Here is a 24120-nt window from a genome sequence, read left to right on the forward strand (position 1 = left end):
CCGGCCCCCGTACTACCACCCCGGCATGGACTCCCCCGAGATCCAGTACCTCATGAAACGCCGCCGCGCGCTCGGCGGCTTCGTCCCCGAACGCCGCTCCAAGCACTCCGAGGTCAAGCTCCCGGAGGAGAAGGTCTACGAGGTCGCCAACCGCGGCTCCGGCAAGCAGCTGGCAGCCACCACCATGGCGTTCGTCCGGCTGCTCAAGGACCTTATGCGGGACAAGGAATTCGGCCAGCGGATCGTGCCGATCATCCCGGACGAGGCGCGCACCTTCGGCATGGACGCGTTCTTCCCGACGGCGAAGATCTACAACCCGAACGGCCAGAACTACCTGTCGGTGGACCGCGAGCTCGTCCTGGCCTACAAGGAGTCCATCTCCGGCCAGATCGTGCACGCCGGCATCAACGAGGCCGGGTCGGTGGCGGCGTTCACCGCCGCGGGAACCTCCTACGCCACGCACGGCGAGCCGCTGATCCCGATCTACGTGTTCTACTCGATGTTCGGCTTCCAGCGCACCGGCGATTCCTTCTGGGCCGCCGCGGACCAGATGACCCGCGGGTTCATCATCGGTGCCACCGCCGGGCGCACCACACTGACCGGCGAAGGCCTGCAGCACGCCGACGGCCACTCCCCGATTCTGGCCGCCACCAACCCGGCGGTCCTCAGCTATGACCCTGCCTACGGCTACGAGATCGGCGTCATCATGCGCGACGGCCTCAACCGCATGTATGGTCCGGGCCTGGCGGACAACGACCCGTCGCGGAACGTGATGTACTACATCACGGTCTACAACGAGCCGATCTCCCAGCCGGCTGCTCCGGCGGAACTCGACGTCGAGGGCATCATCAAGGGCATCTACCTGCTGGCGCCGGCCAAGATTGACGGCCCGCGCACGCAGATCCTGGCCTCCGGCGTCTCGGTGCCGTGGGCCCTCGAGGCCCAGCGGATCCTCGCCGAGGACTGGGGCGTTTCCGCGGACGTCTGGTCCGTAACGTCCTGGACCGAACTGCGCCGCGACGCCATGGCGGCCGAGGAAGAAGCCTTCCTCAACCCCGGCCAGCCCGCCCGCGTCCCGTTCGTGGCCCAGCAGCTCGCCGGCGCCACCGGCCCGATCGTGGCCGTGACCGACTACATGAAGGCCGTCCCGGACCAGATCCGCCAGTTCCTGCCGAACGAGTTCGCCTCGCTCGGCGCGGACGGCTTCGGCTTCTCCGACACCCGAGCCGCTGCCCGCCGCTTCTTCAAGAACGACATCCACTCCGTGGTTGTCCGTTCCCTGCAGATGCTGGCCCGCCGCGGCGAGGTGGATGCCCAGGCTCCGGCCCAGGCAATCGAGAAGTACCGCCTGCACAACGTGAACGCCGGCACCACCGGCAACGCCGGCGGCGACTCCTAGGGTCAGTCCAACAGCGTACGACGGCGGTCCCCACTTGAAGGCGGGGGCCGCCGTCGGCGTTAATCAGCATTCCGACGCCCGTCCGGGAATCCGACGCGGCTGCGGTGCGCCGCTGTGATCCAGCACTGTGATCCAGCACAAGGTGCCTTGTAGCCTTTGCACAAATGGAGCTTGGGCGGGCCGCACCGTATGCTCGATGCATGGCCGAGCCGATCACCACTCCCGCAAAACGCAAGCCCGCCTCGAGGGCGATGTCCCCGGAGAAGGTCGAGACGCTCAAGAAGCTCCGGGGAAGCGTCGGGCAGCTCTCCACGACGACGCTGCGCCAGTTGGAGAAGTCCCTGCCGTGGTACAGCCGGCTGAACTCGGACGAACGCTCCGCCCTGGGCATGGTGGCCCAGAACGGCATCGCCGCCTTCGTCACCTGGTACGAGCGCCCCAGCTCGCCGTCGTGGATCCTGTCCGACGTCTTCGGCACCGCGCCTACCGAACTCACCCGCTCCATCAGCCTGCAAAAGGCCCTCCAGCTGATCCGGATCGTCGTTGAGGTGGTCGAGGACCAGGTCCCCGTGATCGCCCCCGAAGCGGACCAGGGCGCGCTGCGCGAGGCTGTGCTGCGGTACTCCCGGGAGGTGGCCTTCGCCGCCGCCGACGTCTACGCCCGCGCCGCCGAAACCCGCGGATCGTGGGACACCCGGCTCGAAGCCCTCATCGTGGATGCGATCCTGCGTGGCGAAAACACCGATGCCCTGCGGTCCCGGATTGCCGCCCTGGGCTGGAAGGCACAGGAGCGTTTCACCGTCATGGTGGGCAATTCCCCGTCCGAACCGAACGCCAGCTACGTCAGCGAACTGCGCCGCACCGCGGGGCGCTTCGCCGAGGACGCCCTCGTCGGAATCCAGGGCGACCGGCTCATCCTCATCCTCGGCGGCCTCCACGACCGCGAGACCGCCTACCTGAAACTCGCCGAACTCTTCGCCCCGGGGCCGGTCGTCTACGGCGCCGAAGCGGCTTCCCTGCTGGAGGCCAGCGGATCCGCCCAGTCCGCCTTTGCCGGGCTGACTGCTGCCCGCGCCTGGCCCGCCGCGCCGCGTCCGGTAGCTGCCGATGACCTCCTGCCCGAGCGCGTGATCTCCGGCGACGACGCCGCCCGGCGTTCCCTCGTCAAAAATATTTACCGGCCCCTGCTCGCGGCCTCCAACGGGCTGGTGGAGACCCTGGGCACCTACCTCGAGCTCGGCCATTCCCTCGAAGCCACAGCCCGTGAACTCTTCGTCCACGCCAACACCGTGCGCTACCGGCTCAAGCGCGTCTGCGACGTCACGGGCTGGGATCCGCTGTTGCCGCGGGAGGCCTTTGTGCTCCAGACCGCCCTCGTCGTGGGCCGGCTCGCGACCCCGCCGAAGCCCGCCACCGAACGGCAGCCGTCGCGTAATAACCCCTGAGCAGTTGTAGACTTCCTACAAAGTGACCCTGTGAGCTTGGTGCATGAATGCACCGATAATCACGCCGTAGTTTGGAAAGCTGGATACGTGCTTGCAATCGTCTGCCCTGGACAGGGCTCCCAGACCCCCGGCTTTCTCGCCCCCTGGCTGGAACTGCCCCCCGTCGCAGGCCACTTGGCCGCCCTGAGCGAAATCGCAGGTATCGACCTCACCGCCCACGGCACCACCTCGGATGAAGAGACGATCAAGGACACCGCCGTGGCGCAGCCCCTGATCGTCGCCGCCGGGCTGGTGGCCGCGCAGTCCCTGTTCGACGTCGAACTCGCCACCTTGCCGGTCATCCTTGCCGGCCACTCCGTCGGCGAAATCACGGCCTCCGCCCTCGCCGGCGTGCTGACGGAAACCGAAGCCATGACCTTCGTCCGGGAACGCGCCAACGGCATGGCGGCCGCCGCGGCGGCCACGCCCACCGGCATGAGCGCCGTGGTGGGCGGCGACCCCGCCGAGGTGCTCGCCGCGATCGAGGCCTGCGGTGCCACGGCGGCCAACGTCAACGGCGCGGGCCAGACCGTCGCCGCCGGAACCCTGGACCAGCTCAAGGCCCTCGCGGAAAACCCCCCGGCCAAGGCCCGGGTCATTCCGCTGAAAGTTGCCGGCGCGTTCCACACCTCGCACATGTCCCCCGCCGTCGCGGCGCTGCAGGCCCTCCGGCCCAAGCTGCACCCGCGGAACCCGCAGGTCCCCCTGCTGTCCAACTTCGACGGCGCGCAGGTCACCGATGGTGACGCCGCCGTGGAGAGCCTGATTGCCCAGGTGTCCCGCCCGGTCCGCTGGGACCGCTGCATGGAAACGCTCGTGAAGCGGGGCGTGACCGGCGTCATTGAACTGGCCCCCGCCGGAACGCTGGCCGGCCTCGCCAAGCGCGGCATGCCGGGCGTGAAGACCGTCACCGTCAAGACCCCGGACGACCTGTCCGCCGCCCTGGCCCTATTCGCAGAACTGGAAGGACAGGCATGAGCGTTCCCACTTTGAAGCAGGCACCCCTGCACGAGAACACCCGCGTTATGGGAGTCGGTGCGTACCGGCCGGACGTGATCGTCACCAACGATGACGTCTGCCAGTGGATCGATTCCTCCGACGAGTGGATCCGCCAGCGCACCGGCATCATCACCCGGCACCGCGCCCCCGCCGACATCAGCGTCATCGACATGGCCGAAGGCGCTGCCCGCGAGGCCTTGCAAAAGGCCGGCATCGAGGCGTCCCAGCTCGGCGCCGTCATCGTCTCCACCGTGACGCACCCCTACGCGACCCCGTCCGCGGCGGCGAGCCTCGCCGACCGCCTCGGCGCGACACCGGCCCCGGCCTTTGACATCTCCGCCGCGTGCGCCGGGTACTGCTACGGCATCGCCCAGGCCGACGCGCTGGTCCGCTCCGGCGCTGCCAACTACGTCCTGGTGGTCGGCGCGGAAAAGCTCTCCGACGTCATCGACAACACCGAGCGCACCATCTCCTTCCTGCTCGGCGATGGCGCGGGCGCCGTTGTGATCGGTCCCTCCGACACGCCCGGCATCGGCCCGTCGGTGTGGGGCTCGGATGGCAGCAAGTGGGATGCGATCGGCATGACCCACTCCATGCTGGACCTCCGCGAGCTCGCCACCGCCGGCAGGCAGGGAGGCGCACTGAGCGCCGAAGAAGCTGCCGTCACCGACGCGGCCGTCTGGCCCACGCTCCGCCAGGACGGCCAGACGGTCTTCCGCTGGGCCGTCTGGGAAATGGCCAAGGTGGCCCAGCAGGCACTGGACGTCGCCGGCATCACTGCCGAGGACCTCGCAGCCTTCATCCCTCACCAGGCGAACATGCGGATCATCGACGAGATGGCCAAGAAACTCAAGCTGCCGGAGCACGTCATCATCGCGCGGGACATCGCCGACGCCGGCAACACCTCCGCCGCCTCCATCCCCCTCGCCACCCACCGCCTGCTGCAGGAAAACCCGCAGCTCAGCGGCGGGCTTGCACTGCAGATCGGCTTCGGCGCCGGACTGGTTTTCGGTGCCCAAGTGATCGTGCTTCCGTAGGCGTCCTTGTTTCCCCCCGCGTTCCCCCAGCCCTAAATCCCACCGCAAGCCGAACCCTCGGTTTGAATCATTTCCGTCCCGGGCTGCCAGCACACCGGCAGCCCGGGACAACAACAGAAAAGGAGCCATCAATGGCGAGCAACGAAGAGATCCTGGCCGGCCTGGCTGAAATCGTCAACGAAGAGACCGGCCTGGCCACCGAGGCCGTCGAACTGGACAAGTCCTTCACCGAGGACCTGGACATCGACTCCATCTCCATGATGACCATCGTCGTCAACGCCGAAGAGAAGTTCGGCGTGCGCATCCCGGACGAAGAGGTCAAGAACCTCAAGACCGTCGGCGACGCCGTCAGCTTCATCGCGAACGCACAGGCCTAATTCAGGCCCCGGCCGGTCCGGGGGTGCAGCTGCACCACCGGACCGCGCCTTTTCAGCACCATCCACAGCACCACCCCAGAGTTTTTCAAACGCGGGCCCCGGCAACCTCTCCAGGTGCCGGATATGGCTGGCGCACCGACAGAGAGTGATCCCATGGCACGCAAAGTAGTCATTACCGGTCTGGGTGCCACCACACCCATTGGCGGCGATGTCCCCACGATGTGGAAGAACGCGCTCAAGGGCGTCTCCGGCGCGCACACGCTTGAAGATGACTGGGTGGCCAAGTACGAACTGCCCGTCCACTTTGCCGCACGCGCGACCACCCCCGCGACTGAGGTCCTGAGCCGGGTTGAGGCCAAGCGCATGGACCCCTCCACCCAGTTCGCCGTCGTCGCCTCCCGCGAAGCCTGGGCCGACTCCGGCATCACGGAGGTCGACCACGACCGCCTGGCCGTGGCCTTCGCCACCGGCATCGGCGGGGTCTGGACCCTCCTTGACGCCTGGGACACCCTGCGCGAAAAGGGCCCCCGCCGCGTCCTGCCGATGACCGTGCCCATGCTGATGCCCAACGGCCCGGCAGCAGCCGTCAGCCTTGACCTCGGCGCCCGCGCCGGCGCCCACACCCCCGTCTCCGCCTGCGCGTCCGGCACCGAAGCCGTGCACATGGGCCTGGACCTGATCCGCTCCGGCAAGGCCGACGTCGTCGTCTGCGGCGGCGCCGAAGCTGCCATCCACCCGATGCCGATCGCAGCGTTCGCCTCCATGCAGGCGCTCTCGCGCCGCAACGATGATCCCGAGCATGCCTCCCGCCCCTATGACCTCGACCGCGACGGCTTCGTCATGGGTGAAGGCGCCGGCGCCCTGGTGCTGGAGGCCGAGGAACACGCCCTGGCCCGCGGCGCCCGGATCTACGCCGAACTGGCCGGCACCTCGGTCACCGCCGACGCGTACCACATCACGGCCCCGGACCCCCAGGGCCTCGGCGCCACCCGGGCGTTGAAGGCCGCCATGTTCGACGGCCGGATCCAGCCTGAGGACGTGGTGCACGTCAACGCGCACGCCACCTCCACCCCGGTCGGCGACAAGCCCGAGTACGCGGCCCTCAAGGCCGCCTTGGGCAAGCAGCTGGACAGCGTCGCCGTCTCCGCCACCAAGTCGCAGATGGGGCACCTGCTGGGCGCTTCGGGTGCGGTGGAAGCCGTGCTGACCGTCATGGCCATCTACGACCGCAAGGCCCCGGTGACCATCAACCTCGAACACCAGGATCCGGAGATCCCGCTCGACGTCGTCACCACCGCCCGCGACCTGCCTTCGGGCAGCATCGCGGCGCTGAGCAACTCCTTCGGCTTCGGCGGCCACAACGCCGTGATCGCGGTGCGGAGCATCTAGCGCCGGATCCGGCGCTGCACGCCAGGATGGCGGCAATGTTCCTCGGGAACATTGCCGCCATCTGTCGTCTGGGGCTGCTATGGGCGGGTTGCGGTGTCCCGGCTGTGGTGGGAGCTAGCCGACCTGGTGGAGCCAGCGCACCGGGGCGCCTTCGGCGGCGTGCCGGAAGGGCTCGAGTTCCTCGTCCCAGGCTTCTCCAAGGGCAAGGGAGAGCTCATGGTAGACCGCGGAGGGGTCGCCGGCGCCGGATTCGTAGGCGTAGCGGATGCGGTCTTCGGAGACCATGATGTTGCCGTGCACATCCGTGGCGGCGTGGAAAATGCCAAGCTCGGGCGTGTGCGACCAGCGGCCGCCATCAACACCCTGGCTGGGCTCTTCAGTCACTTCGTAGCGCAGGTGCGCCCAGCCTCGGAGGGCGGACGCCAGCTGGGCCCCCGTGCCCGGGTTTCCGGTCCACGACAGCTCGGCCCGGAACATTCCGGGCGCTGCTGGCTGAGCAGTCCACTCAAGATCCGTCCGCTTGTCCACAACAGAACCTATGGCCCACTCAACGTGGGGGCACAGGGCAGTTGGGGCCGAGTGAACGAACAACACACCGCGGGTCAGTGCAACAGACATTCCATCCTCCATAGCTGTAGGTACGTCTTCCCCAACGACCTCTGCCTGGATGTCTGTCTGTTGCGCGGGTCCGTAGTGAGCGGTGGTCCTTGCCAGACTATTAAGTTACTGCCCGGTTTCCCCGTGGGACCTGATGCCAAAGGGCTTCAAGCGACACTTGATAGTTGCCGGACGTGAGTCTCATTCTGCCGTACCCCCTCTAATTACGCCAGTGCAATTCGGCGCGTCCTTCCCGGCGCGCCGCACGGCGTCACGAATGGACCCTGCCGGGGTCCTTGGTTGCCCGACGCTCCGGGTTCAGGCCCTTGGATGGGCCTGCTGGTAGCTTTGCCGGAGCCTCTCGACGGAGACGTGCGTGTAGATCTGGGTGGTGGCCAGGCTGCTGTGGCCCAGGATTTCCTGCACCGCGCGGAGGTCTGCCCCGCCGTCGAGCAGGTGCGTGGCGGCGGTGTGCCGCAGGGCATGCGGCCCGGTCGCAGCCGTGTCCCCCAGGGCTGCCAGCAAGTCGTGGACGACAGCGCGAACCTGCCGCTGGTCCACCCGCCTGCCGCGCGCGCCCAGGAAGAGCGCCGGGCCGGAGGTGTCCGTGGCGAGGGAGGGCCGGCCCCGGCGCAGCCAGTCGTCGACGGCGAGCGCGGCAGGCAGTCCGTAGGGAACGGTGCGTTCCTTGTTGCCCTTGCCAAGCACCCGCAAGGTCCTGCGGTCGGGATCGAGATCGTCCACGTCGAGGCCTGCCAGCTCTCCGACCCGGATGCCGGTGGCGTACAGCAGTTCAACCATGGCCCGGTCCCGCAGAGGCATGGTTCCGCCCGCGGCGGCAGCAGACTCCGCATCTTCCACGAGCCGAAGGACCTGCTGCTGGTGCAGCACTCCGGGCAGGGACTTTTCCCGCTTTGGTGCCTTCAGCCGCAGGGCGGGGTCCGCCTGGATGAGTTCCTCACGGACGGCCCAGGCGGTGAAGGACCTGGCGGTGGCGGAGCGCCTGGCCAGGGTGGCGCGGGACATCCCCCCTTCACTCTGCGATCCGAGCCAGCGCCGCAGGGTGCCGAGCTCCAGCCCGGGGAGGTCCTCAACTCCTTCGGAGGCCGCATGCTCCAGGAGGCTGCGGACGTCGGAGAGGTAAGCGCGCACCGTGTGGGCCGAGCGTCCCCGCTCCGCCTCCAGGTAGCGGCCGAAGCCCTCGGCTGCGGTGGACAGGCCGGCTGGGATCTGTTGGGTGGGCACTCCCCCACTCTCGCAGGATTCACCCGGTGGTCAAGGATCCCGGCGGCGAGCCGCTGGTCTGCACGGTCCCTGCGGACGCGCCCCCGTCGCGCGTCGGGAACCCGGCCGCTACTCATCCTGGATTGCCTGACCGCTTCCAGCCTCCACGCTGCGACTCGGCCAGACCCAGCAGACCGAGTCGGCCCAGGCCAGCCCGCACCGAATCCGCGCTCAGTCCCGCGACAACGGTGAGCTTTTCCACCGAGGTGGTGGACCGCAGGGGCAGCGCATCCAGCAGAATGAGGTCCTCCAGGGTCAGGCCGTCCTGCACTGCCGCCCGGCCTGTCCTGGCCTCGGGCAGCGCCTCGCCGCTGGGCGAGGCCAGCTCCGCAATCTCCGCCGCATCGGTGACGCAGACCGCCCCGCCTTCCCGGAGCAGCCGGTGGCAACCGGCGGAATTCGCGCTGTGCACAGAGCCGGGCACGGCGCCGACGGCCCTGCCCAGGGTTTCCGCGTGGTGCGCGGTGTTGAGCGCACCGGATCTCCATCTCGCCTCCACCACCACGGTGACCGATGCCAGCGCGGCGATCAGCCGGTTGCGCTGGAGGAATCTGTACCGCGTCGGCGCAGACCCGGGCGGGACCTCGGCCAGGACCGCGCTCTGGTTCGCGACTGCCCGGAGCAGGTCCTCATTGCCGGACGGATAGAAACGGTCCACTCCCCCCGCCATTACGGCGATCGTGGGGATGCTGCCGGCGGAGCCGCCGGCGAGGGCAGCCCGGTGGGCGTGTGCGTCGATCCCGTAGGCGCCGCCCGAGACGATCGTGAATCCGCGCTGGGCCAGCGAATACCCAAGGTCGCCGGTCACGGCGGATCCGTAGGCGGTGCTGTCCCTGGAGCCGACGAGGGCAATCGATTTGCCGGCCGGGGGGAGCTGCTGCTCGACGCCGCGCCACCAAAGACAAATCGGCTCCTGCAGTCCGAGGTCGGCCAGCTGCCGGGGCCACAGGTCGTCTGACGGAATGATCACACGCCCGCCGAGCCGCTGCATGGTTGCGAGGTCCCGTGCCGGTGCCAGGTCCGGAATCCTTGGCGCCCAGCGCTTTCGGGCGACCGCCAGGCCCGTCCAGCCGCTGCCCTGGCTGTTCTGGTCCAGCAGCCGGAACATCTCCCGTTCCAGCTCCGGACCGGCGGCCAGCTCGCCGATGGCGATCCGCAGTCCGTCCTCCGCCCCGGCGATGTGCACGAGTGCGAGGCCTGCGGCGTCCTGCGGCTCGAACAGTCGGGACAACGCCGCCCGTGCCGTCCGTTCGCTCTCTGTCATGGTGCTGTTGTCCTTTCACTGGGTGGCGGTTGGTCGTGGCGCCGCAGTTCCCGCGGCAGCCTTGTGCGGTGTCTGGTCAGGCGGCGGCCTGCCGAAGGCTCAGTGCCAGTCCGATATCGTCGGCCGCGGGGATATCCCGGTGACCGAGGTCCGCCAGGGTCCACGCCAGACGCAACACGCGGTCGTAGCCGCGGGCCGTGAGCACCCCACGTTCCATCGCGAGGTCCAGGATCCGGGTGGTGGGGACGCCGAGCCGCAAGGCACCCCGGAGCACCCGGCCCGGCACCTGGGCGTTGGTCTCCAATCCGAACGGGAGCAGCCTCGCGAGCTGGCGCTGCCTCGCTGCGTGGACACGGGCTGCGATGGTGGCGGTGTCCTCCTCCGCCCCCGGCTGGCCAAAGTCGGCCAGCGATACCCGCTCCAGCTGCAGCTGGATGTCGACCCGGTCCAGCAGCGGCCCCGACAGCCGGGCCAGGTAGCGCCGGCGGATCGTAGGGGTGCAGATGCAGTCGATCCCCTTGCCCGTTGCTTTGCCGCAGGGACACGGGTTGGCCGCAAGAACCAGCTGGAAGCGGGCCGGGTAGGCCGCTGTTCCGGCCGAACGATGAAGTACCAGTTGGCCGCTCTCCAGCGGCTGCCGCAGCGCATCCAGCACCCGGCGTTCGTATTCGGGGGCCTCGTCAAGGAACAGCACCCCGCGGTGCGCCCGCGAGGCGGACCCGGGCCGCGGCAGCCCGGTGCCACCCCCAATGATCGCGGCCGCAGTGGCGGTGTGGTGCGGGCTCTCGTAGGGCGGCCTGCGCACAAGCTGAAGGGAAGCTGAGGTCAGTGTGCACAGCGAATGGATGGCGGTCACTTCCATGGCCTCGGCATCACCCAGGTCCGGCAGGAGCCCGGGCAGCCGTTCAGCCAGCATCGTCTTACCCGCGCCCGGCGGCCCGGTCAGCAGCAGATGGTGGGCGCCAGCGGCGGCGACTTCCAGGGCTCTCCTGGCGTCCCCCTGCCCGGCGACGTCACGCATGTCCGGTGGTGCACAGGACGGCGTGTCAGCACCGGCGTCAGGTTCACCAGGTTCCGGCTCGGGTTCAAAGTCGAGGGCGAGCTGCTGCGGGTCGGCGCCGAAATCAAAGGCCAACCGGGCCAGTGTGGCATAGCCCTGCACGCGGGCGCCGGGCACGAGTTCCGCCTCGGCGGCGTTTGCCTGCGCCACAACGACGTCCGCGTAGCCTGCACGGACCGCGGCCATAACGGCGGGCAGGACTCCGCGGACCGGCCGCAGCCTGCCGTCCAGCCCCAGTTCGGCGATGAAGACGGTCCGGCCGGTGGACCGGACATCGCGGGAGGCCAGCAGGGCGGCCATGGCGATGGCCAGGTCGAAGCCGGAGCCCCGCTTAGGCAGTGACGCCGGGATGAGGTTGGCCGTGATCTTCCGGCGGCTCAAGGGGATTCCCGAGTTCTGGGCGGCCGAGCGGATCCGCTCCTTGGCCTCGTTGAGCGACGCGTCGGGAAGACCCAGGATGATAAATGCCGGCAGGGTCTGGCCGATGTCAGCTTCCACTTCCACGATGTAGCCGTTCAGCCCGACGAGGGCCACCGAGTAGGTCCGGCCCAGCGCCACCTATCCCACCCCCTTGAGGTGTTCCACGGCGGGGTGGCCGATGCCGTCGTCGAGCACGGCGATCACGTCGATCCGGCGCAGCGGCATCCGGAGCTCATGGTCCCGGCACCATGCGTTGGCCAGCCGGTGCAGCCGCGCCAGCTTGTCCACGCCGACGGCTTCGAAAGGATGCCCATAGGCGAGGGACTTGCGGGTCTTCACTTCGGCGATCACCAGGGTGTCACCGTCGAGGGCGACAATGTCGATTTCGCCCGCAGAACAGCTCCAGTTGCGGTCCATGATCCGCAGGCCCTGGGCTGTGAGGTAACCGGCTGCGAGTTCCTCACCGCGCCGGCCCAGCACGTCTTTAGCTCTCATGAAACCAGCCTGCGCCGCGGTGGGAGCCTGGCACAGGCGCCAGGGACGCTATGTGGGAAACCCCGGCAAGGACCGCCCAGTCAGGAACCCGGGATGGTCCTTCGTTTTCGGGACATCAGCAAGGACGCGGATGCGGCCACCCTCAGCACGACAACAGTCGGTCCCAGGCAACTGGACGCCGGCATTGGTGAGGTTTTGCGGGAGCTCGAAGGGCCGGCCGGCGGGTCAGCCGGGTCAGTTCCCCAGGTCGCCGACCTTGGGCAGGGCGAGTTCCTCGCTGCGCGGGAGCTCCTCGACGTTGACGTCCTTGAACGTGATCACTCGGACGCTTTTGACGAAGCGGGCGGAGCGGTAGACGTCCCAGACCCAGGCGTCCTGCAGCGTCAGGTCGAAGTAGACCTCGCCATCGGCGCTGCGGGCCTGCAGGTCAACGTGGTTGGCCAGATAGAAACGCCGTTCGGTCTCGACCACATAGCTGAACAGCCCGACTACGTCGCGGTATTCGCGGTAGAGCTGCAGCTCCATGTCGGTCTCATAGTTTTCAAGGTCCTCGGCACTCATGATTCCATCTTGCACCATCCGGCGGCGCCCGCGCGCCACGGGCCCTCCCGCAGCACCCTGCGGCGCACCCGTTTGCCTTGCGGGAAAACCGGCGCTGGCGTCAGTCTGCGAGCAGCTGCCAGCTCACCCGGTGGTAGGGCGTGGGCCCGGCGGCCCGAAGCGCGTCCTTGTGTGTGGCCGTGCCGTAGCCCTTGTTCTCGTCCCAGCCGAAGGCGGGATATTCGCGGTGCAGTTCGCGCATCATGCCGTCACGTTCCACCTTGGCCAGAATGGATGCCGCGGCAACGCTCAGGCACTGCATGTCCGCCTTGACCAGCGTATGCACCGGCGCGTCGCAGCCAGGCTCCGCCGGCCCGTCGTCGAACAGGGACGGCTGGGCCGCGGGCGAGAGCCAGTTGTGGCTGCCGTCCAGGAGCACGACGTCCGGGGTCACCCCGGTGTCGAGGACCGCGAGCCAGGCACGCGTGCCGGCGAGCCGGAGGGCGGCAATGATGCCGAGCGCGTCGATTTCGGTCGCCGAGGCATGCCCGACGGCGGAAGCCACGCTCCAGCTTTGGACGAGCGGCACGAGGCGTTCACGGTCCGACACCTTGAGCAGCTTGCTGTCGCGCACGTCGGCGAGGAGCTTCTGCTGGTAGAGATCCACGACGGCGATGCCCACGCTGACGGGCCCCGCGAGGGCGCCACGGCCCACTTCGTCAATGCCGGCGAGGAGCCGGGCGCCGGAGTTGCGGAAGCGGCGCTCGTAGTCGAGGGTGGGGGCTTCGGACATGTCTGGCTCCCGCTACTTTCCTGCCGGGGCAGGCACGTCGCGGAAGACGTCCGGGTAGTTGTCGAGGGCAGTGATGCGGTTCAGCGGCCAGGCGATAACCGCAGCCTTGCCTTCGATGTCGGCGATGTTCACGAAGCCGCCGTTGCTGTCCGCGTGGGAGCGCGAGTCGGCGGAATGGTTCCGGTTGTCGCCCATGACCCAGACCTTGCCTGCGGGGACCACGACGTCAAAGTTCCGGACCTGGGGCACTTCGGCGGGGTTGATGTAGCTCTCGTTCAGCGGCGCGCCATTGACCATGAGCCTGCCGCCGGCATCGCAACAGACGACATGGTCCCCGGGCAGCCCGACGACGCGCTTGACGAGGTGCTGTTCCGAGTTATCCGGCAGCAGGCCAATGAACGTCAGCCCGTCCTGCACCCACGTGAACGGGCCGGATGCCTTCTCCGCCGCAGGGACGAGCCAGCCCTCCGTGTCCCGGAACACCACCACGTCGCCGTGCTGCAGGGCCAACGGCTCCGGGACCAGGAGGTTCACGAAGATCCGGTCATTCACGTCCAGGGTGTTGACCATGGATTCGGACGGGATGTAGAAGGCCCGGAAGAGGAAGGTCTTGATCAGGAAGGACAGCGCAATGGCGACGAGCACCACGGTGGCCACTTCCTTCACCCAGAGGAACAGCGGGCCGTGGCGCTCCCGGGACTTCGCCCGGCGCGCGCGCTTAGAGGCGGTTCCTGCATGGGAGGGGCCGCCCGCCGCCGGGATGTCCCGGTCGGGTGTCGGGCCCGCCGCAGCGTCCTGCACCCGAGTTTCCTGCCCCCGGGCCTCCTGCGCCGGAGCAGGGGTCGGGTGCTCGGCGGCGGGGACCGCTGAGGCGGTAACCCTGGGCGGGTCCTGCTCCCGCGGATCAGGAGTCCGGGGTCCGGTCTCGGGCATCTACTGTCCGTTCTTCGCTGTTGTCGTGGCGGCCTCGGCGGGCCGTGCTACTGCTGTAAATCTATCAAGCGGCCAGATGATCTGGATGGGCCTGCCGATCACCCGCTCCAGCGGCACCATGCCGCCGCCAGGGGCCCCCAGGAGACTGCGGGAATCGGCCGACATGGACCGGTGGTCCCCCATCAGCCAGAGCCGCCCCGGGGGCACGGTCACGCTGAATTTCTGTTCGCTCGGCGCGTCGCCCGCATAGAGATAGGGTTCCGCAACTTGCTGGCCGTTGACTGTGAGTTTGCCGCCGGCGTCGCAGCAGGCCACGTGGTCGCCGGGGAGCCCGATGACACGTTTGATGTAGGTGTTCTCACCGCCGGAGAGGCCCATCCAGTGCCCGACGCCGCCGAGAAAGTCCAGAACCGGGCCCTGGCCGCTGTTCAGCGGGGCGAAGGAGCCCCGGCCGTCGAAGACGACGATGTCGCCGCGGCCCACCGGTTCGGCCTGGAAGTCCGTCCGGGACACGAGGATCCTGTCCCCCTCGCGGAAGAGCGGCTCCATCGAGGCGGAGGGGATGTAGTAGACGTCGAGCCACAGCGACCGGACCAGTCCGCTGATGATGACGGCGAGGACCACGGCCGGCAACACAAAACGCCAGCCGAGTTTCCTGGGCTGGCGTTTTGTGTGTTCCATGGTCCGTATCCTTATTGCGCTTTTCTGAGGTGAACAGCGCTGTTGCGGATGCTCCGGCGCTGGCCGGACACGGTCCGTGGACCCGCGGTGGAAGCCTGAAAGGACCTACTTTGAGGGCTGGAAGTCGCGCTTTTCCTTGATCTTCGCGGCCTTGCCGCGCAGGTTGCGCATGTAGTACAGCTTGGCGCGGCGCACGTCGCCCTTGGAGACGAGCTCGATCTTGTCGATGATCGGGGAGTGCACCGGGAAGGTACGCTCCACGCCAACACCGAAGGAGACCTTGCGGATGGTGAAGGTTTCGCGCAGGCCGTCGCCGTGGCGGCCCAGGACGAAGCCCTGGAAGACCTGTACGCGGGAGTTCTTGCCTTCGATGATGTTCACGTGAACCTTGAGGGTGTCACCCGCGCGGAAGACGGGAACATCGGTGCGCAGCGAGGCTGCATCTACGGAATCGAGGATATGCATTGATTCACTCCTGGTGAACGCCACAGGTCCTTCACGTTGGGTCACGGCGGCGAAGCCCGGGCGCAAATGCGGCCCGGAAAGTCCCGTCGAAAATTTGTGAATCCGGCACCGCCAGGAATTGGCGGGGCCGGGGTGCCGCGCTGTTGGTGACGCTCCCCCTGTGGCAGGTTCGCACCCAGCAGGCACAAGGACCAATTTTGCCACATCCGGGGCGTTCCAGCCAATCCGCTCAGGCCAGTCCGCTCAACCGGAATCCCCGCCGGCGTCCGCGCGGCGCACCAGGTGGCCGTCGACGACGTCGTACCCGAGGCCCGCGAAGGCGGTGCGGTCAGCGCGGGGCAGCTTGGCGGCGTCGAACGCCCCAAGCAGGTCCGGGCGGCGTTCGGCGGTGCGCCGGTACTGTTCGTGCCGGCGCCACTGGGCAATCTTGCCGTGGTTGCCGCTGAGCAGCACGGCGGGAACCTCGCGGTCCCGCCAGATGGAGGGCTTGGTGTAGACGGGGTACTCCAGCAGCCCGTCGGCGTGTGATTCCTCCACAAGTGACTCCGGGTTGCCGACGACGCCGGGCAGGAGGCGGCCGATGGCCTCCACCATGGCCAGCACTGCCACTTCGCCGCCGTTGAGGACGTAGTCGCCAAGGCTCACGGGCCGGACCGTGAAGTGCCCGGCGGCCCATTCCATGACGCGCTCGTCGATGCCTTCGTAGCGGCCGCAGGCAAACACCAGCCGGTCCTCTTCGGCCAGCTCGTGGGCCGTGGCCTGGGTGAACCGCTCCCCCGCCGGTGACGGCACGATCAGGACCGGCTTCGCAGCTTCCGCAGGACGGTCGGCCGCCACGGCTGCCAGCGCCTGCGCCCAGGGCTCGGGCTTCATGACCATGCCGGCGCCGCCGCCGTATGGGGTGTCATCGACGGTCCGGTGGCGGTCCGTGGTGAAGTCCCGGAGGTCGTGGACGTTCAGCTCCAGCAGGCCGTCCTGGCGGGCCTTGCCGATCAGCGAGAGTTCCAGCGGTGCCAGGTAGTCGGGGAAGATGCTGACGACGTCGATCCTCATTTAGGCGTTGTCCCCGGCGCCGGCGGGGCCTTCAGCGGTGGCGGTTCCGGCGGGCTTCGGCTCGTCCACCGGCTGCGGCTCCTCCTCGGACTTGGCCTCGTCCTCGGACTTGGCCTCGTCCTCGGATTTGGCCTCGTCCTCGGCGTTGACCTCAAAGAGGCCCGGAGGCGGGGTGACCAGGATGTAGCCTTCCCCGACGTTGACCTCGGGGACGATCTGCTCCACGAAGGGGATCAGGACTTCCTTGCCGTCCGTGGCGGTGACGACGAGCAGGTCCTGGACCGGGAGGGTGTACAGGCCGGAAACCTTGCCGACCACCTGGCCGCCGACGCGGACTTCCAGGCCCTCGAGCTCGTGCTCGTACCAGCCCTCGTCGTCCGCATCGTCGTTGAGTTCTTCGGTTTCGACGAACAACTTGGCGCCGCGGATGGCCTCCGCTTCGTTGCGCGTCTCAATTTCCTCGAAGGCGAGCAGCAGGATGTCCTTGTTCCAGCGTGCGCTGATGATGGTGAGCGGGCCGGCCGTGGCCGGCTCCACTACGAACTGGGTCCCCGGGACGAAGCGGTCGCCGGGCGCGTCCGTGAGCACCTGGACGGTTACTTCGCCGCGGATGCCGTGGGGCTTGCCGATTCGTGCCACCTGAAGCTGCATCTGTTCCTCTGTTCGGGGTTGGTGAGTCTGTGGATCTACTGGGGAAAACAGTTCGGCCCCTCCACCATTATCTGGTGAAGGGGCCGGACTCAAGACAAGTATTGCTGAAAGCGTTACCGGCGGCGGTCGGTGTCGACGACGTCGACCCTGACCGGCTCGCCGTCCGCCAGTGCTGCCACCACAGTGCGCAAGGCGCGTGCGGTGCGGCCCTGGCGGCCGATCACCCGTCCGAGGTCGTCCAGATGAACGCGCACTTCGAGGGTGTCCCCGCGGCGGTTGTTCTTCGCACTGACCTTGACATCCTCAGGACTGTCAACGATCCCCCGGACGAGGTGTTCGAGCGCTTCTGCCAGCAAGTTACTCAGCCTCGGTGGTCTCTGCTGCGGCGTCGGCGGGAGCCTCGGCAGCGTCATCCTTCTTGGCCTTCTTGGTGATGGCTTCCGGGATAATCACGGAACCCTTTTCCGGGGTCACGAAGGCAGCCTTGGGAGCCTTGGTCTTCAAGGTGCCCTCCTGGCCCGGGAGACCCTTGAACTTCTGCCAGTCACCGGTGATCTTGAGGATCGCGGCAACCTGCTCGGACGGCTGTGCGCCGACGCCGAGCCAGTACTGGGCACGGTCCGTGTCGACCTCAATGTATGAGGGCTCTTCGGTCGGGTGGTACTTACCGATCTCTTCGATGGCACGGCCGTCACGCTTGGAGCGTGCGTCCATGACGACGATGCGGTAGTACGGTGCGCGCATCTTGCCAAAGCGCTTAAGGCGAATCTTTACGGCCACTTTTGTGGTCACTCCTGTTTCTGAAACGGGGTCGAGCCCGGCGTTCTGCACCCGTGGGGCGGGCCGTACTAGGGGGTTCTAAAAGGACAGGATCCGGACGCGGAGAGAGGGGCCACGCAGATCGAGTACCTGTTTATTGTGCCAGATCAGCGGCGGGATTTCGACTTGACACCCCCGGGCCCCTTGTTTCCCGGCCCTTCCCGGCCCGGGGTGGCTCAGGAAGTCCAGACGTAGAGGCCGGATTTGCTGGCCGGGTCGACGCCGGCAGCCAGTTCAGCGAGCTGCCGGACGTACCGGGCGGCCTGCTCCACACCGAAGGGCATGTCCTCCTCCGCGGCCCAGCTTTCCGCGACATCAGCCAGGACGTCGCCGTCCCCTTCGGTCTCATAGCTGAGCAGCTCGGCCAGGGCACGGACCATCGCGGGCGGGACCCCCAGGAGGGAGTCGCTGGCGACATCGACCATGGCGAGCTCGTAGTCGGCGCCCGCGGCGTGGACGGCAGTTCCGGCGAGGTCGCCCAGCCGCTCGACTTCGAAGTCGCTGATATCCGCAATCCGGACAGCCCCGGGGGCAGCGGCAGCACCGCCGTCGAGGGCTGCGGCACGCTTGAGGGCTTCATCGTGGGTGGAGACAAAGATTTCGGTGAATCCCATGGAGCTCGTCCTTTTGTGTCTGGCGGCGCTGGTCCGCTGTTTTCGGCGTCGCTTCAGCCTAGCCGCTTGGGCCCGGCCGCGCCCCGGCTGGACATGCCCTCCCCTGACCGCGGCCAATGGACATAACGCCACTATGTCCACTCCTGGCCTCGACCGGCGGACATGCCCCACGGAGCTGTCAGCGAAGAGTGGACATGTCGTGTGCCAATCCCGGTAGCACCCTGCCTCACTCGCCCCGGCCCGCTGGACATGCCCTCCACTGGCCTGCGCGAGTGGACATAAGGCCACTATGTCCATCCGCTACAGCCTGCGCTGGGCATGTCCCTTGAGACCCGGCCGACGGATTCCAGCAGGGCGGGCGCCGGGGACGGCGGGCGTTCAGCGGACGGCGACGCGGATCCGGTTGCGCCACGGGTCCTCGAAGCGCAGTTCGGCTCCGGTGTGGTGGGACTGGACTCCGGCGGTCCTGAGGCGGTCGGCGAGGGCGCCGATGTCGTCTCCGGCCGGCACTTCGATCAGCACCTCGCCAAGTCCCAGGGTGTCGCGGCGCGGGCCGGCGCCGCGGCTGTTCCAGACGTTCATGGCCATGTGGTGGTGGTAGCCGCCTGCCGAGACGAACAGGGCCTGGCCGTGCCAGCCCGCGGTCTTCTCGAAGCCAAGGGTTCCGACATAGAAGTCCTGGGCGGACGCGACGTCGCCGACCTGGAGGTGGACGTGGCCGACGCCGGCCTCGGCCTCGCGCTGCCCGCTGACGGATTCCTCGGTCAGGAACTGTTCGAGGTAGCGCTGCGGCGGCAGGGCCAGGCTGTCCATGACGACGTTCTTGCCGTCCCAGGACCAGGCGTCACGGGGACGGTCCCAGTAGAGCTCGATGCCGTTGCCCTCGGGATCGTTGAAGTAGAACGCTTCGCTGACGAGGTGGTCGGCGCTGCCGGTGAAGGACTGCGGTTCGTACTGCGCCGCGCTGGCGACAGTGGCGGCGAGGGAGGACTGGTCACCGAAGAGCAGTGCCGTGTGGAAGAGGCCGGCCTCGCCGCGGGACGGGACGCTCAGCCCCGGCGCCGGCGCGAGGTGGACCAGCGGCTTCTGCCGGCGCCCGAGGTAGAGCCCGCCGTCCTGCTCCGCCACGATGTCGAGGCCCAGTGCGCGCTGGTAGTAGTCCGTCATGACCTTCATGTCGCCGACCTTGAGCATCACGGTGCCCATGGTGAGTTCGGCGGGAAGAAGATCCCGGGTGCTGGTTTCTGCAGTCATGTGATCGCTCCGGGGCTTGGCGGCCATCGACCTTCGATGACCTCATACAGGGTAAATTACTTGAAGCTTCAATTTATTCCTCATGAAGCCGGAGTGGCCCTACCGGACCAGTTCCCCGCGCAGCACGATGTTCCGCAGCTCCCGCAGGGTGGCCAGGTTGCGGCGCGGATCCTCTGCGCAGACCAGCACGTCGGCGCTGGCACCGTCGGTGATGCCGCCCGCCCCCAACCAGGCCCGGGCAGCCCAGGAGCCGGCATCGAGGGCTGCCGTCGCAGGGAGCCCGGCGGCGTGCAGCGCCTGGAGTTCGTCGACGATGCGCCCGTGCCTGATGACGCTGCCGGCGTCCGTCCCGGCGTAGATGGTGACTCCGGCTTCGAAGGCCGCCAGGACACGTTCCGCCCGGCCCTCCCAGAGGGAGCGCATGTGCGCCGCGTAGCGGGGGAACTTCGCTTCCGCCTGCGCGGCGATGCCGGGGAACGTGGCGATGTTGATGAGCGTGGGGACGATCGGAACACCCTGTTCGACGAAACGCGCCAGATGCCGCGGGCGCAGGCCGGTCGCGTGCTCGATGCAGTCGATGCCGGCGTCGAGCATGTCGTCCAGGGTGTCTTCGGCGAAGCAGTGCGCGGTGACCCGGGCACCTTCGTCGTGGGCGGCCTCGATGGCATGTTTCAGCACCCCGGCGGGGAAGCTCGCGGCGAGGTCGCCGGCGTCGCGGTCGATCCAGTCCCCCACGAGTTTGACCCAGCCGTCACCGGCCCGCGCCTGCTTGCGCACGGCCTCCACCAGATTCTCCGGCTCCACCTCGACGGCGAAACCGCGGAGGTACCGCCGGGTCCGGGCGATATGCCGGCCCGAGCGGATGATGCGGGGCAGGTCCGCGCGGTGCTGGATCCAGCGGGTGTCGTGGACGGCACCGGCATCGCGGACAAGGAGGGTTCCGGCGTCGCGGTCGGTCATGGCTTGTTCTTCCGCCAGCTCCTCCGGGACGTCCCCGCCGGGGCCAAGCCCGATGTGGCAGTGCGCGTCGACCAGTCCGGGGATGACCCAGCCGTCCAGGACCTGGTCCGGGGCGGCGGCGGGCCGCTGGAAGGTCAGGACCCCGCCGACGGACCACAATCCGTGGTGCTCCCTGTCGGGTCCGGTGAGGACGGTGCCGGTGAACTCGATGATGCTGGTCATGGCTTAAAGCCTAATCCGCATCGCGAGCCGCCGGCCCAGCGCATCCAGCCCCAGCTCCGCTTCGTGGGACCTAACGGCGGCCAGCGCGGGCCCGGGCTCGGCGGGTTCCTCGAAGCCGCAGCTCGCGTAAAACGGCGCATTGAACGGAATCCCCGCGAAGGTGCGAAGCGTCATCGATTGATAGCCGCGGTCCCGGGCCGCGCCGATGGCGGCCTCCACCAGCGACCGTCCAAGCCCGCGCCCGGCAGCGTCGGGATGCACGGAGAGTTGTTCCAGGTGGGGCTGGCCGCCGACCTCATCGACGCGGGCAAACCCCACGGGCGGGTTTCCGGCGACCAGGATAAAGAGCGGAACACCCGTTGCCGGCAACTCCGGGAGCACCCGGTGTCCCAGCTCGGCTTCGAGGAGGCGGTCAGCCGCCGCTTCAACAGCCGGCAGGGCCGCGAGGTCTTCCGGCGCCGCCTCCCTGATGCGGGGCCCGGCCCTGGACGGCGTCACGATGCCACGGTAACACCGGGCCGTGACGGCCGCCGTCACACTCGACAGCCGCCCGGGCGGGACGTGGTAGCTTCATCTACGACCACACGGGTGCCCTTGCAGGGGCTGAGATCGGGCTGACGCAGCCTGCGACCGTTGAACCTGTCCGGGTAATGCCGGCGAAGGAAGTGAGTATTTCCGTGAACACACCATTGACGCAGCACAGCCCTGTCCAAAACCAGTCAGCCGGCCAGCTGACGGGCCAGATTGAGCCCCCCGGCCGCACGCGGTCGCTGGAGTCCCATTCCCTGGCGTTTGCCCGGGATCCGGAACACGGCATCCGCGTCCCGGTGACCGAAATCGCACTGGCGGGCTCCCCCGACGGTACCCGGAACGCCCCGTTCCGGGTGTACCGCACTGCCGGGCCCGGCAGCGATCCGGTCCGCGGGCTGGAGCCCTTCCGGGCGCCCTGGATTGCCGCCCGGAAGGACACTGAAACCTACGCCGGCCGGGCCCGGGCGCTGCTCGACGACGGCAAGTCCGCCGTGCGCCGGGGCGCGGCGTCCGCGGAGTGGAGGGGCGACCGGCCGGTGCCGCGGCGCGCGGTCGACGGCCGGACGGTCACGCAGATGCGCTACGCACGGGACGGGGTCATCACCCAGGAGATGCGGTTCGTGGCGCTGCGGGAAAACTGCGATGTGGAGCTCGTGCGCAGCGAGGTCGCGGCGGGCCGTGCCATTATCCCCAGCAACGTCAACCACCCCGAATCCGAGCCGATGATCATCGGCAAGGCGTTCCTGGTGAAAATCAACGCCAACATCGGCAACTCCGCGGTGACCAGCTCCATCGCCGAGGAGGTCGACAAACTCCAGTGGGCCACGCAATGGGGTGCGGACACGGTGATGGACCTCTCCACCGGGGACGACATCCACACCACGCGCGAATGGATCCTCCGCAACTCCCCTGTCCCCATCGGCACCGTCCCCATCTACCAGGCGCTGGAGAAGGTCAACGGCGAGGCGAACGCCCTGACCTGGGAGATCTTCCGGGACACCGTGATTGAACAGTGCGAGCAGGGGGTCGACTACATGACCATCCACGCCGGGGTGCTGCTGCGCTACGTGCCGCTGACCGCGGACCGGGTCACCGGCATCGTGTCCCGCGGGGGCGCGATCATGGCCGGCTGGTGCCTGGCCCACCACCAGGAGAACTTCCTCTATACCCACTTCGACGAGCTCTGCGAAATCTTCGCCCGCTACGACGTCGCGTTCTCGCTCGGTGACGGCCTGCGGCCCGGTGCGACCGCAGACGCCAACGACGCGGCGCAGTTCGCCGAACTGGACACCCTGGCCGAGCTCACCCAGCGGGCCTGGGAGTTCGATGTGCAGGTCATGGTGGAGGGCCCGGGCCATGTGCCGTTCCACCTCGTCCGGGAAAATGTGGAGCGCCAGCAGGAACTCTGCAAGGGCGCCCCGTTCTACACGCTCGGGCCGCTGGTGACCGATATTGCCCCGGGCTATGACCACATCACCTCCGCGATCGGCGCCACCGAGATCGCCCGCTACGGCACCGCCATGCTGTGCTACGTCACCCCCAAGGAACACCTCGGCCTGCCCAACAAGGACGACGTGAAGACCGGCGTCATCACCTACAAAATCGCAGCCCATGCCGCTGATCTCGCCAAGGGCCATCCCGGGGCGCACGAACGCGACGACGCCTTGTCCAAGGCACGGTTTGAATTCCGCTGGCGGGACCAGTTCGCGCTGTCCCTGGACCCTGTGACGGCCGAGGCGTTCCACGACGAGACGCTGCCCGCGGAGCCGGCCAAGACGGCCCATTTCTGCTCGATGTGTGGTCCCAAGTTCTGCTCCATGCGGATCAGCCAGGACATCCGCGATGAGTACGGGTCCGCGGACTCGCAGGCCGCGCTGGCGGCATTGGCAGCCGGGATGCGGGCGAAGAGCACCGAGTTCCTGGCCTCGGGCGGCAAGGTTTACCTGCCGGAACCTGCCCTGGGCGGCCCCGCACCCAGCTAAGAGGGCGGACCGCACCGGGCGGAGCAGGGCGGCCCCGCACCCGTTTAGGAGGCGTGGGCGTGCTGCTGCCGACCGACGTCGGCGATGAACGCCCGGATGAGCCGGTTGCCCTCTGCTGAATCCTGGGGCCGGTGCCCGCCCGCCGCGGTGCGGTGCAGGGCGCCGGTCTCACGCAGGTAGCCTGCGATCTCCTCATACAACGGCTCCCAGCCGCCGGTCAGGACCAGCGTCGGGACGCCGGGAACGATCTGCAGCGGGGCTTCCCAGGGCGGAGCCTGCAGCCGCAGGCGGCGCGCCTCCCGCTGGTCCTCCGGACTGGGCGCACCCAGGGTCGCTTGTGCCGGGGTATGGGCCGCGAACACCCGGCGCACGAATTCGCGGTGGAAATCCTCATCGCTCAGGTGGTGGCGGACTTCGAAGAGCGGCTGCATCAAGGCGCGGTGCGCGGCTGTGGCCGGCTGGTCCGCGGTGAGCGAAAGGCAGGCCGGTTCCACGAGGGTCAGGGAGTGCACCAGGTCCGGGCGTTCGACGGCGGCCATCATCGCGGAGATGGCCCCCTGCGAATGGGCCACGACGTGGCCGCCGGCCCGGCTGCGGCCGTCGTCGGACAGGGCGCGGAGGACAATGGCGGCGTCGGCAGCGAAGTCCGTCTCCAGCGGCTCGGCGACGGGGTCATAACCGTGGCGGCGCAGGAACAGCGCGTCGTAGTTCAGCGCCATTCCGTGCTGTTTCGGCCACGCGGCAGCGCCGAAGCTGCCGGCCCCGTGGACGAATACTACGCGCTGCTTGTACATGGTCTAACCCTATGACACCGGCC

26 protein-coding genes and 1 riboswitch are annotated in these 24120 nt (G+C 68.4%); of the genes, 7 read left to right on the forward strand and 19 right to left on the reverse strand.

Going from position 1 to position 24120, the window contains the following annotated elements; genetic code table 11:
• From QCD75_RS08230 to fabF, 6 genes are all read left to right on the forward strand, one after another.
• The coding region (locus QCD75_RS08230) for a transketolase-like TK C-terminal-containing protein (RefSeq protein ID WP_441005452.1) at window positions 1–1399 on the forward strand (1399 nt) is incomplete at its 5' end.
• A 200-nt stretch (window positions 1400–1599) separates the two neighbouring features.
• The gene (locus QCD75_RS08235; protein WP_301227465.1) at window positions 1600–2844 is read left to right on the forward strand and encodes a PucR family transcriptional regulator; all 1245 of its coding nucleotides are present in this window, start codon (window positions 1600–1602) and stop codon (window positions 2842–2844) included.
• 87 nt (window positions 2845–2931) lie between these two features.
• On the forward strand, window positions 2932–3861 hold the full coding sequence (locus QCD75_RS08240; RefSeq protein ID WP_301227467.1) for an ACP S-malonyltransferase: 930 nt from the start codon (window positions 2932–2934) through the stop codon (window positions 3859–3861).
• A complete protein-coding gene (locus QCD75_RS08245) occupies window positions 3858–4919 on the forward strand; it encodes a beta-ketoacyl-ACP synthase III (RefSeq protein WP_301227469.1) in 1062 nt (353 codons plus the stop codon). Before QCD75_RS08240 ends, QCD75_RS08245 begins: the two co-directional genes overlap by 4 nt.
• Before the next feature lie 131 nt (window positions 4920–5050).
• Window positions 5051–5296, forward strand: a complete 246-nt coding sequence (locus QCD75_RS08250; protein ID WP_011692310.1) for an acyl carrier protein — start codon at window positions 5051–5053, stop codon at window positions 5294–5296.
• Window positions 5297–5449: 153 nt separating this feature from the next.
• Window positions 5450–6685, forward strand: a complete 1236-nt coding sequence (gene fabF / locus QCD75_RS08255) for a beta-ketoacyl-ACP synthase II (protein WP_301227482.1) — start codon at window positions 5450–5452, stop codon at window positions 6683–6685.
• A 114-nt stretch (window positions 6686–6799) separates the two neighbouring features.
• Here fabF and QCD75_RS08260 read toward each other — a convergent pair whose 3' ends face one another.
• The 18 genes from QCD75_RS08260 to QCD75_RS08345 form a co-directional block, all read right to left on the reverse strand.
• Window positions 6800–7303 (reverse strand): DUF3145 domain-containing protein, encoded by a 504-nt coding sequence (locus QCD75_RS08260; RefSeq protein ID WP_024368243.1) that lies wholly within the window; start codon window positions 7301–7303, stop codon window positions 6800–6802.
• 297 nt (window positions 7304–7600) lie between these two features.
• A complete protein-coding gene (locus tag QCD75_RS08265) occupies window positions 7601–8527 on the reverse strand; it encodes a tyrosine recombinase XerC (RefSeq protein ID WP_301227485.1) in 927 nt (308 codons plus the stop codon).
• A 112-nt stretch (window positions 8528–8639) separates the two neighbouring features.
• Complete coding sequence (gene dprA / locus QCD75_RS08270; protein ID WP_301227487.1) at window positions 8640–9830, reverse strand: DNA-processing protein DprA; 1191 nt, start codon at window positions 9828–9830, stop codon at window positions 8640–8642.
• Window positions 9831–9906: 76 nt separating this feature from the next.
• Window positions 9907–11448 (reverse strand): YifB family Mg chelatase-like AAA ATPase, encoded by a 1542-nt coding sequence (locus QCD75_RS08275; RefSeq protein ID WP_301227489.1) that lies wholly within the window; start codon window positions 11446–11448, stop codon window positions 9907–9909.
• Window positions 11449–11805: a YraN family protein gene (locus tag QCD75_RS08280; RefSeq protein ID WP_301227491.1), complete on the reverse strand. Its 357-nt coding sequence runs from the start codon at window positions 11803–11805 to the stop codon at window positions 11449–11451.
• 234 nt (window positions 11806–12039) lie between these two features.
• Window positions 12040–12366 carry a DUF2469 domain-containing protein gene (locus tag QCD75_RS08285; RefSeq protein WP_226761804.1) on the reverse strand — a complete coding sequence of 109 codons (327 nt, stop codon included), beginning with the start codon at window positions 12364–12366 and terminating at the stop codon, window positions 12040–12042.
• Window positions 12367–12466: 100 nt separating this feature from the next.
• Window positions 12467–13138 carry a ribonuclease HII gene (locus QCD75_RS08290; RefSeq protein WP_301227494.1) on the reverse strand — a complete coding sequence of 224 codons (672 nt, stop codon included), beginning with the start codon at window positions 13136–13138 and terminating at the stop codon, window positions 12467–12469.
• 12 nt (window positions 13139–13150) lie between these two features.
• Window positions 13151–14071 carry a signal peptidase I gene (gene lepB, locus QCD75_RS08295; RefSeq protein ID WP_301227496.1) on the reverse strand — a complete coding sequence of 307 codons (921 nt, stop codon included), beginning with the start codon at window positions 14069–14071 and terminating at the stop codon, window positions 13151–13153.
• Window positions 14072–14752, reverse strand: a complete 681-nt coding sequence (gene lepB, locus QCD75_RS08300; protein ID WP_301227498.1) for a signal peptidase I — start codon at window positions 14750–14752, stop codon at window positions 14072–14074.
• Between the two features lie 105 nt (window positions 14753–14857).
• Window positions 14858–15217 carry a 50S ribosomal protein L19 gene (gene rplS, locus QCD75_RS08305; protein ID WP_301227500.1) on the reverse strand — a complete coding sequence of 120 codons (360 nt, stop codon included), beginning with the start codon at window positions 15215–15217 and terminating at the stop codon, window positions 14858–14860.
• A 243-nt stretch (window positions 15218–15460) separates the two neighbouring features.
• On the reverse strand, window positions 15461–16270 hold the full coding sequence (gene trmD, locus QCD75_RS08310; RefSeq protein WP_301227502.1) for a tRNA (guanosine(37)-N1)-methyltransferase TrmD: 810 nt from the start codon (window positions 16268–16270) through the stop codon (window positions 15461–15463).
• A complete protein-coding gene (gene rimM / locus QCD75_RS08315) occupies window positions 16271–16921 on the reverse strand; it encodes a ribosome maturation factor RimM (protein WP_301227504.1) in 651 nt (216 codons plus the stop codon).
• Window positions 16922–17034: 113 nt separating this feature from the next.
• Complete coding sequence (locus tag QCD75_RS08320; RefSeq protein ID WP_301227506.1) at window positions 17035–17277, reverse strand: RNA-binding protein; 243 nt, start codon at window positions 17275–17277, stop codon at window positions 17035–17037.
• Between the two features lies 1 nt (window position 17278).
• Window positions 17279–17701, reverse strand: a complete 423-nt coding sequence (gene rpsP, locus QCD75_RS08325; protein WP_104175432.1) for a 30S ribosomal protein S16 — start codon at window positions 17699–17701, stop codon at window positions 17279–17281.
• A 215-nt stretch (window positions 17702–17916) separates the two neighbouring features.
• A complete protein-coding gene (locus QCD75_RS08330) occupies window positions 17917–18354 on the reverse strand; it encodes a hypothetical protein (protein WP_301227510.1) in 438 nt (145 codons plus the stop codon).
• Between the two features lie 378 nt (window positions 18355–18732).
• Window positions 18733–19608 carry a VOC family protein gene (locus QCD75_RS08335; RefSeq protein WP_301227512.1) on the reverse strand — a complete coding sequence of 292 codons (876 nt, stop codon included), beginning with the start codon at window positions 19606–19608 and terminating at the stop codon, window positions 18733–18735.
• A gap of 99 nt (window positions 19609–19707) precedes the next feature.
• Window positions 19708–20790 carry an amidohydrolase family protein gene (locus QCD75_RS08340; protein ID WP_301227514.1) on the reverse strand — a complete coding sequence of 361 codons (1083 nt, stop codon included), beginning with the start codon at window positions 20788–20790 and terminating at the stop codon, window positions 19708–19710.
• A gap of 3 nt (window positions 20791–20793) precedes the next feature.
• Window positions 20794–21288 (reverse strand): GNAT family N-acetyltransferase, encoded by a 495-nt coding sequence (locus tag QCD75_RS08345; protein ID WP_301227516.1) that lies wholly within the window; start codon window positions 21286–21288, stop codon window positions 20794–20796.
• A gap of 76 nt (window positions 21289–21364) precedes the next feature.
• Window positions 21365–21472: riboswitch (TPP riboswitch) on the forward strand.
• On the opposite strand from QCD75_RS08345, the gene thiC reads away from it, so the two are divergent.
• A complete protein-coding gene (thiC, locus tag QCD75_RS08350; protein ID WP_301227518.1) occupies window positions 21468–23303 on the forward strand; it encodes a phosphomethylpyrimidine synthase ThiC in 1836 nt (611 codons plus the stop codon). (Overlaps the previous riboswitch by 5 nt.)
• Before the next feature lie 44 nt (window positions 23304–23347).
• Here the strand turns inward: thiC and QCD75_RS08355 are convergent, their stop codons facing one another.
• Window positions 23348–24097: an alpha/beta hydrolase gene (locus tag QCD75_RS08355; RefSeq protein ID WP_301227520.1), complete on the reverse strand. Its 750-nt coding sequence runs from the start codon at window positions 24095–24097 to the stop codon at window positions 23348–23350.
• Between the last annotated feature and the right edge of the window lie 23 nt (window positions 24098–24120).

The sequence above is a fragment of the Arthrobacter sp. PsM3 genome (genome assembly GCF_030433895.1).
GTDB lineage: Bacteria > Actinomycetota > Actinomycetes > Actinomycetales > Micrococcaceae > Arthrobacter.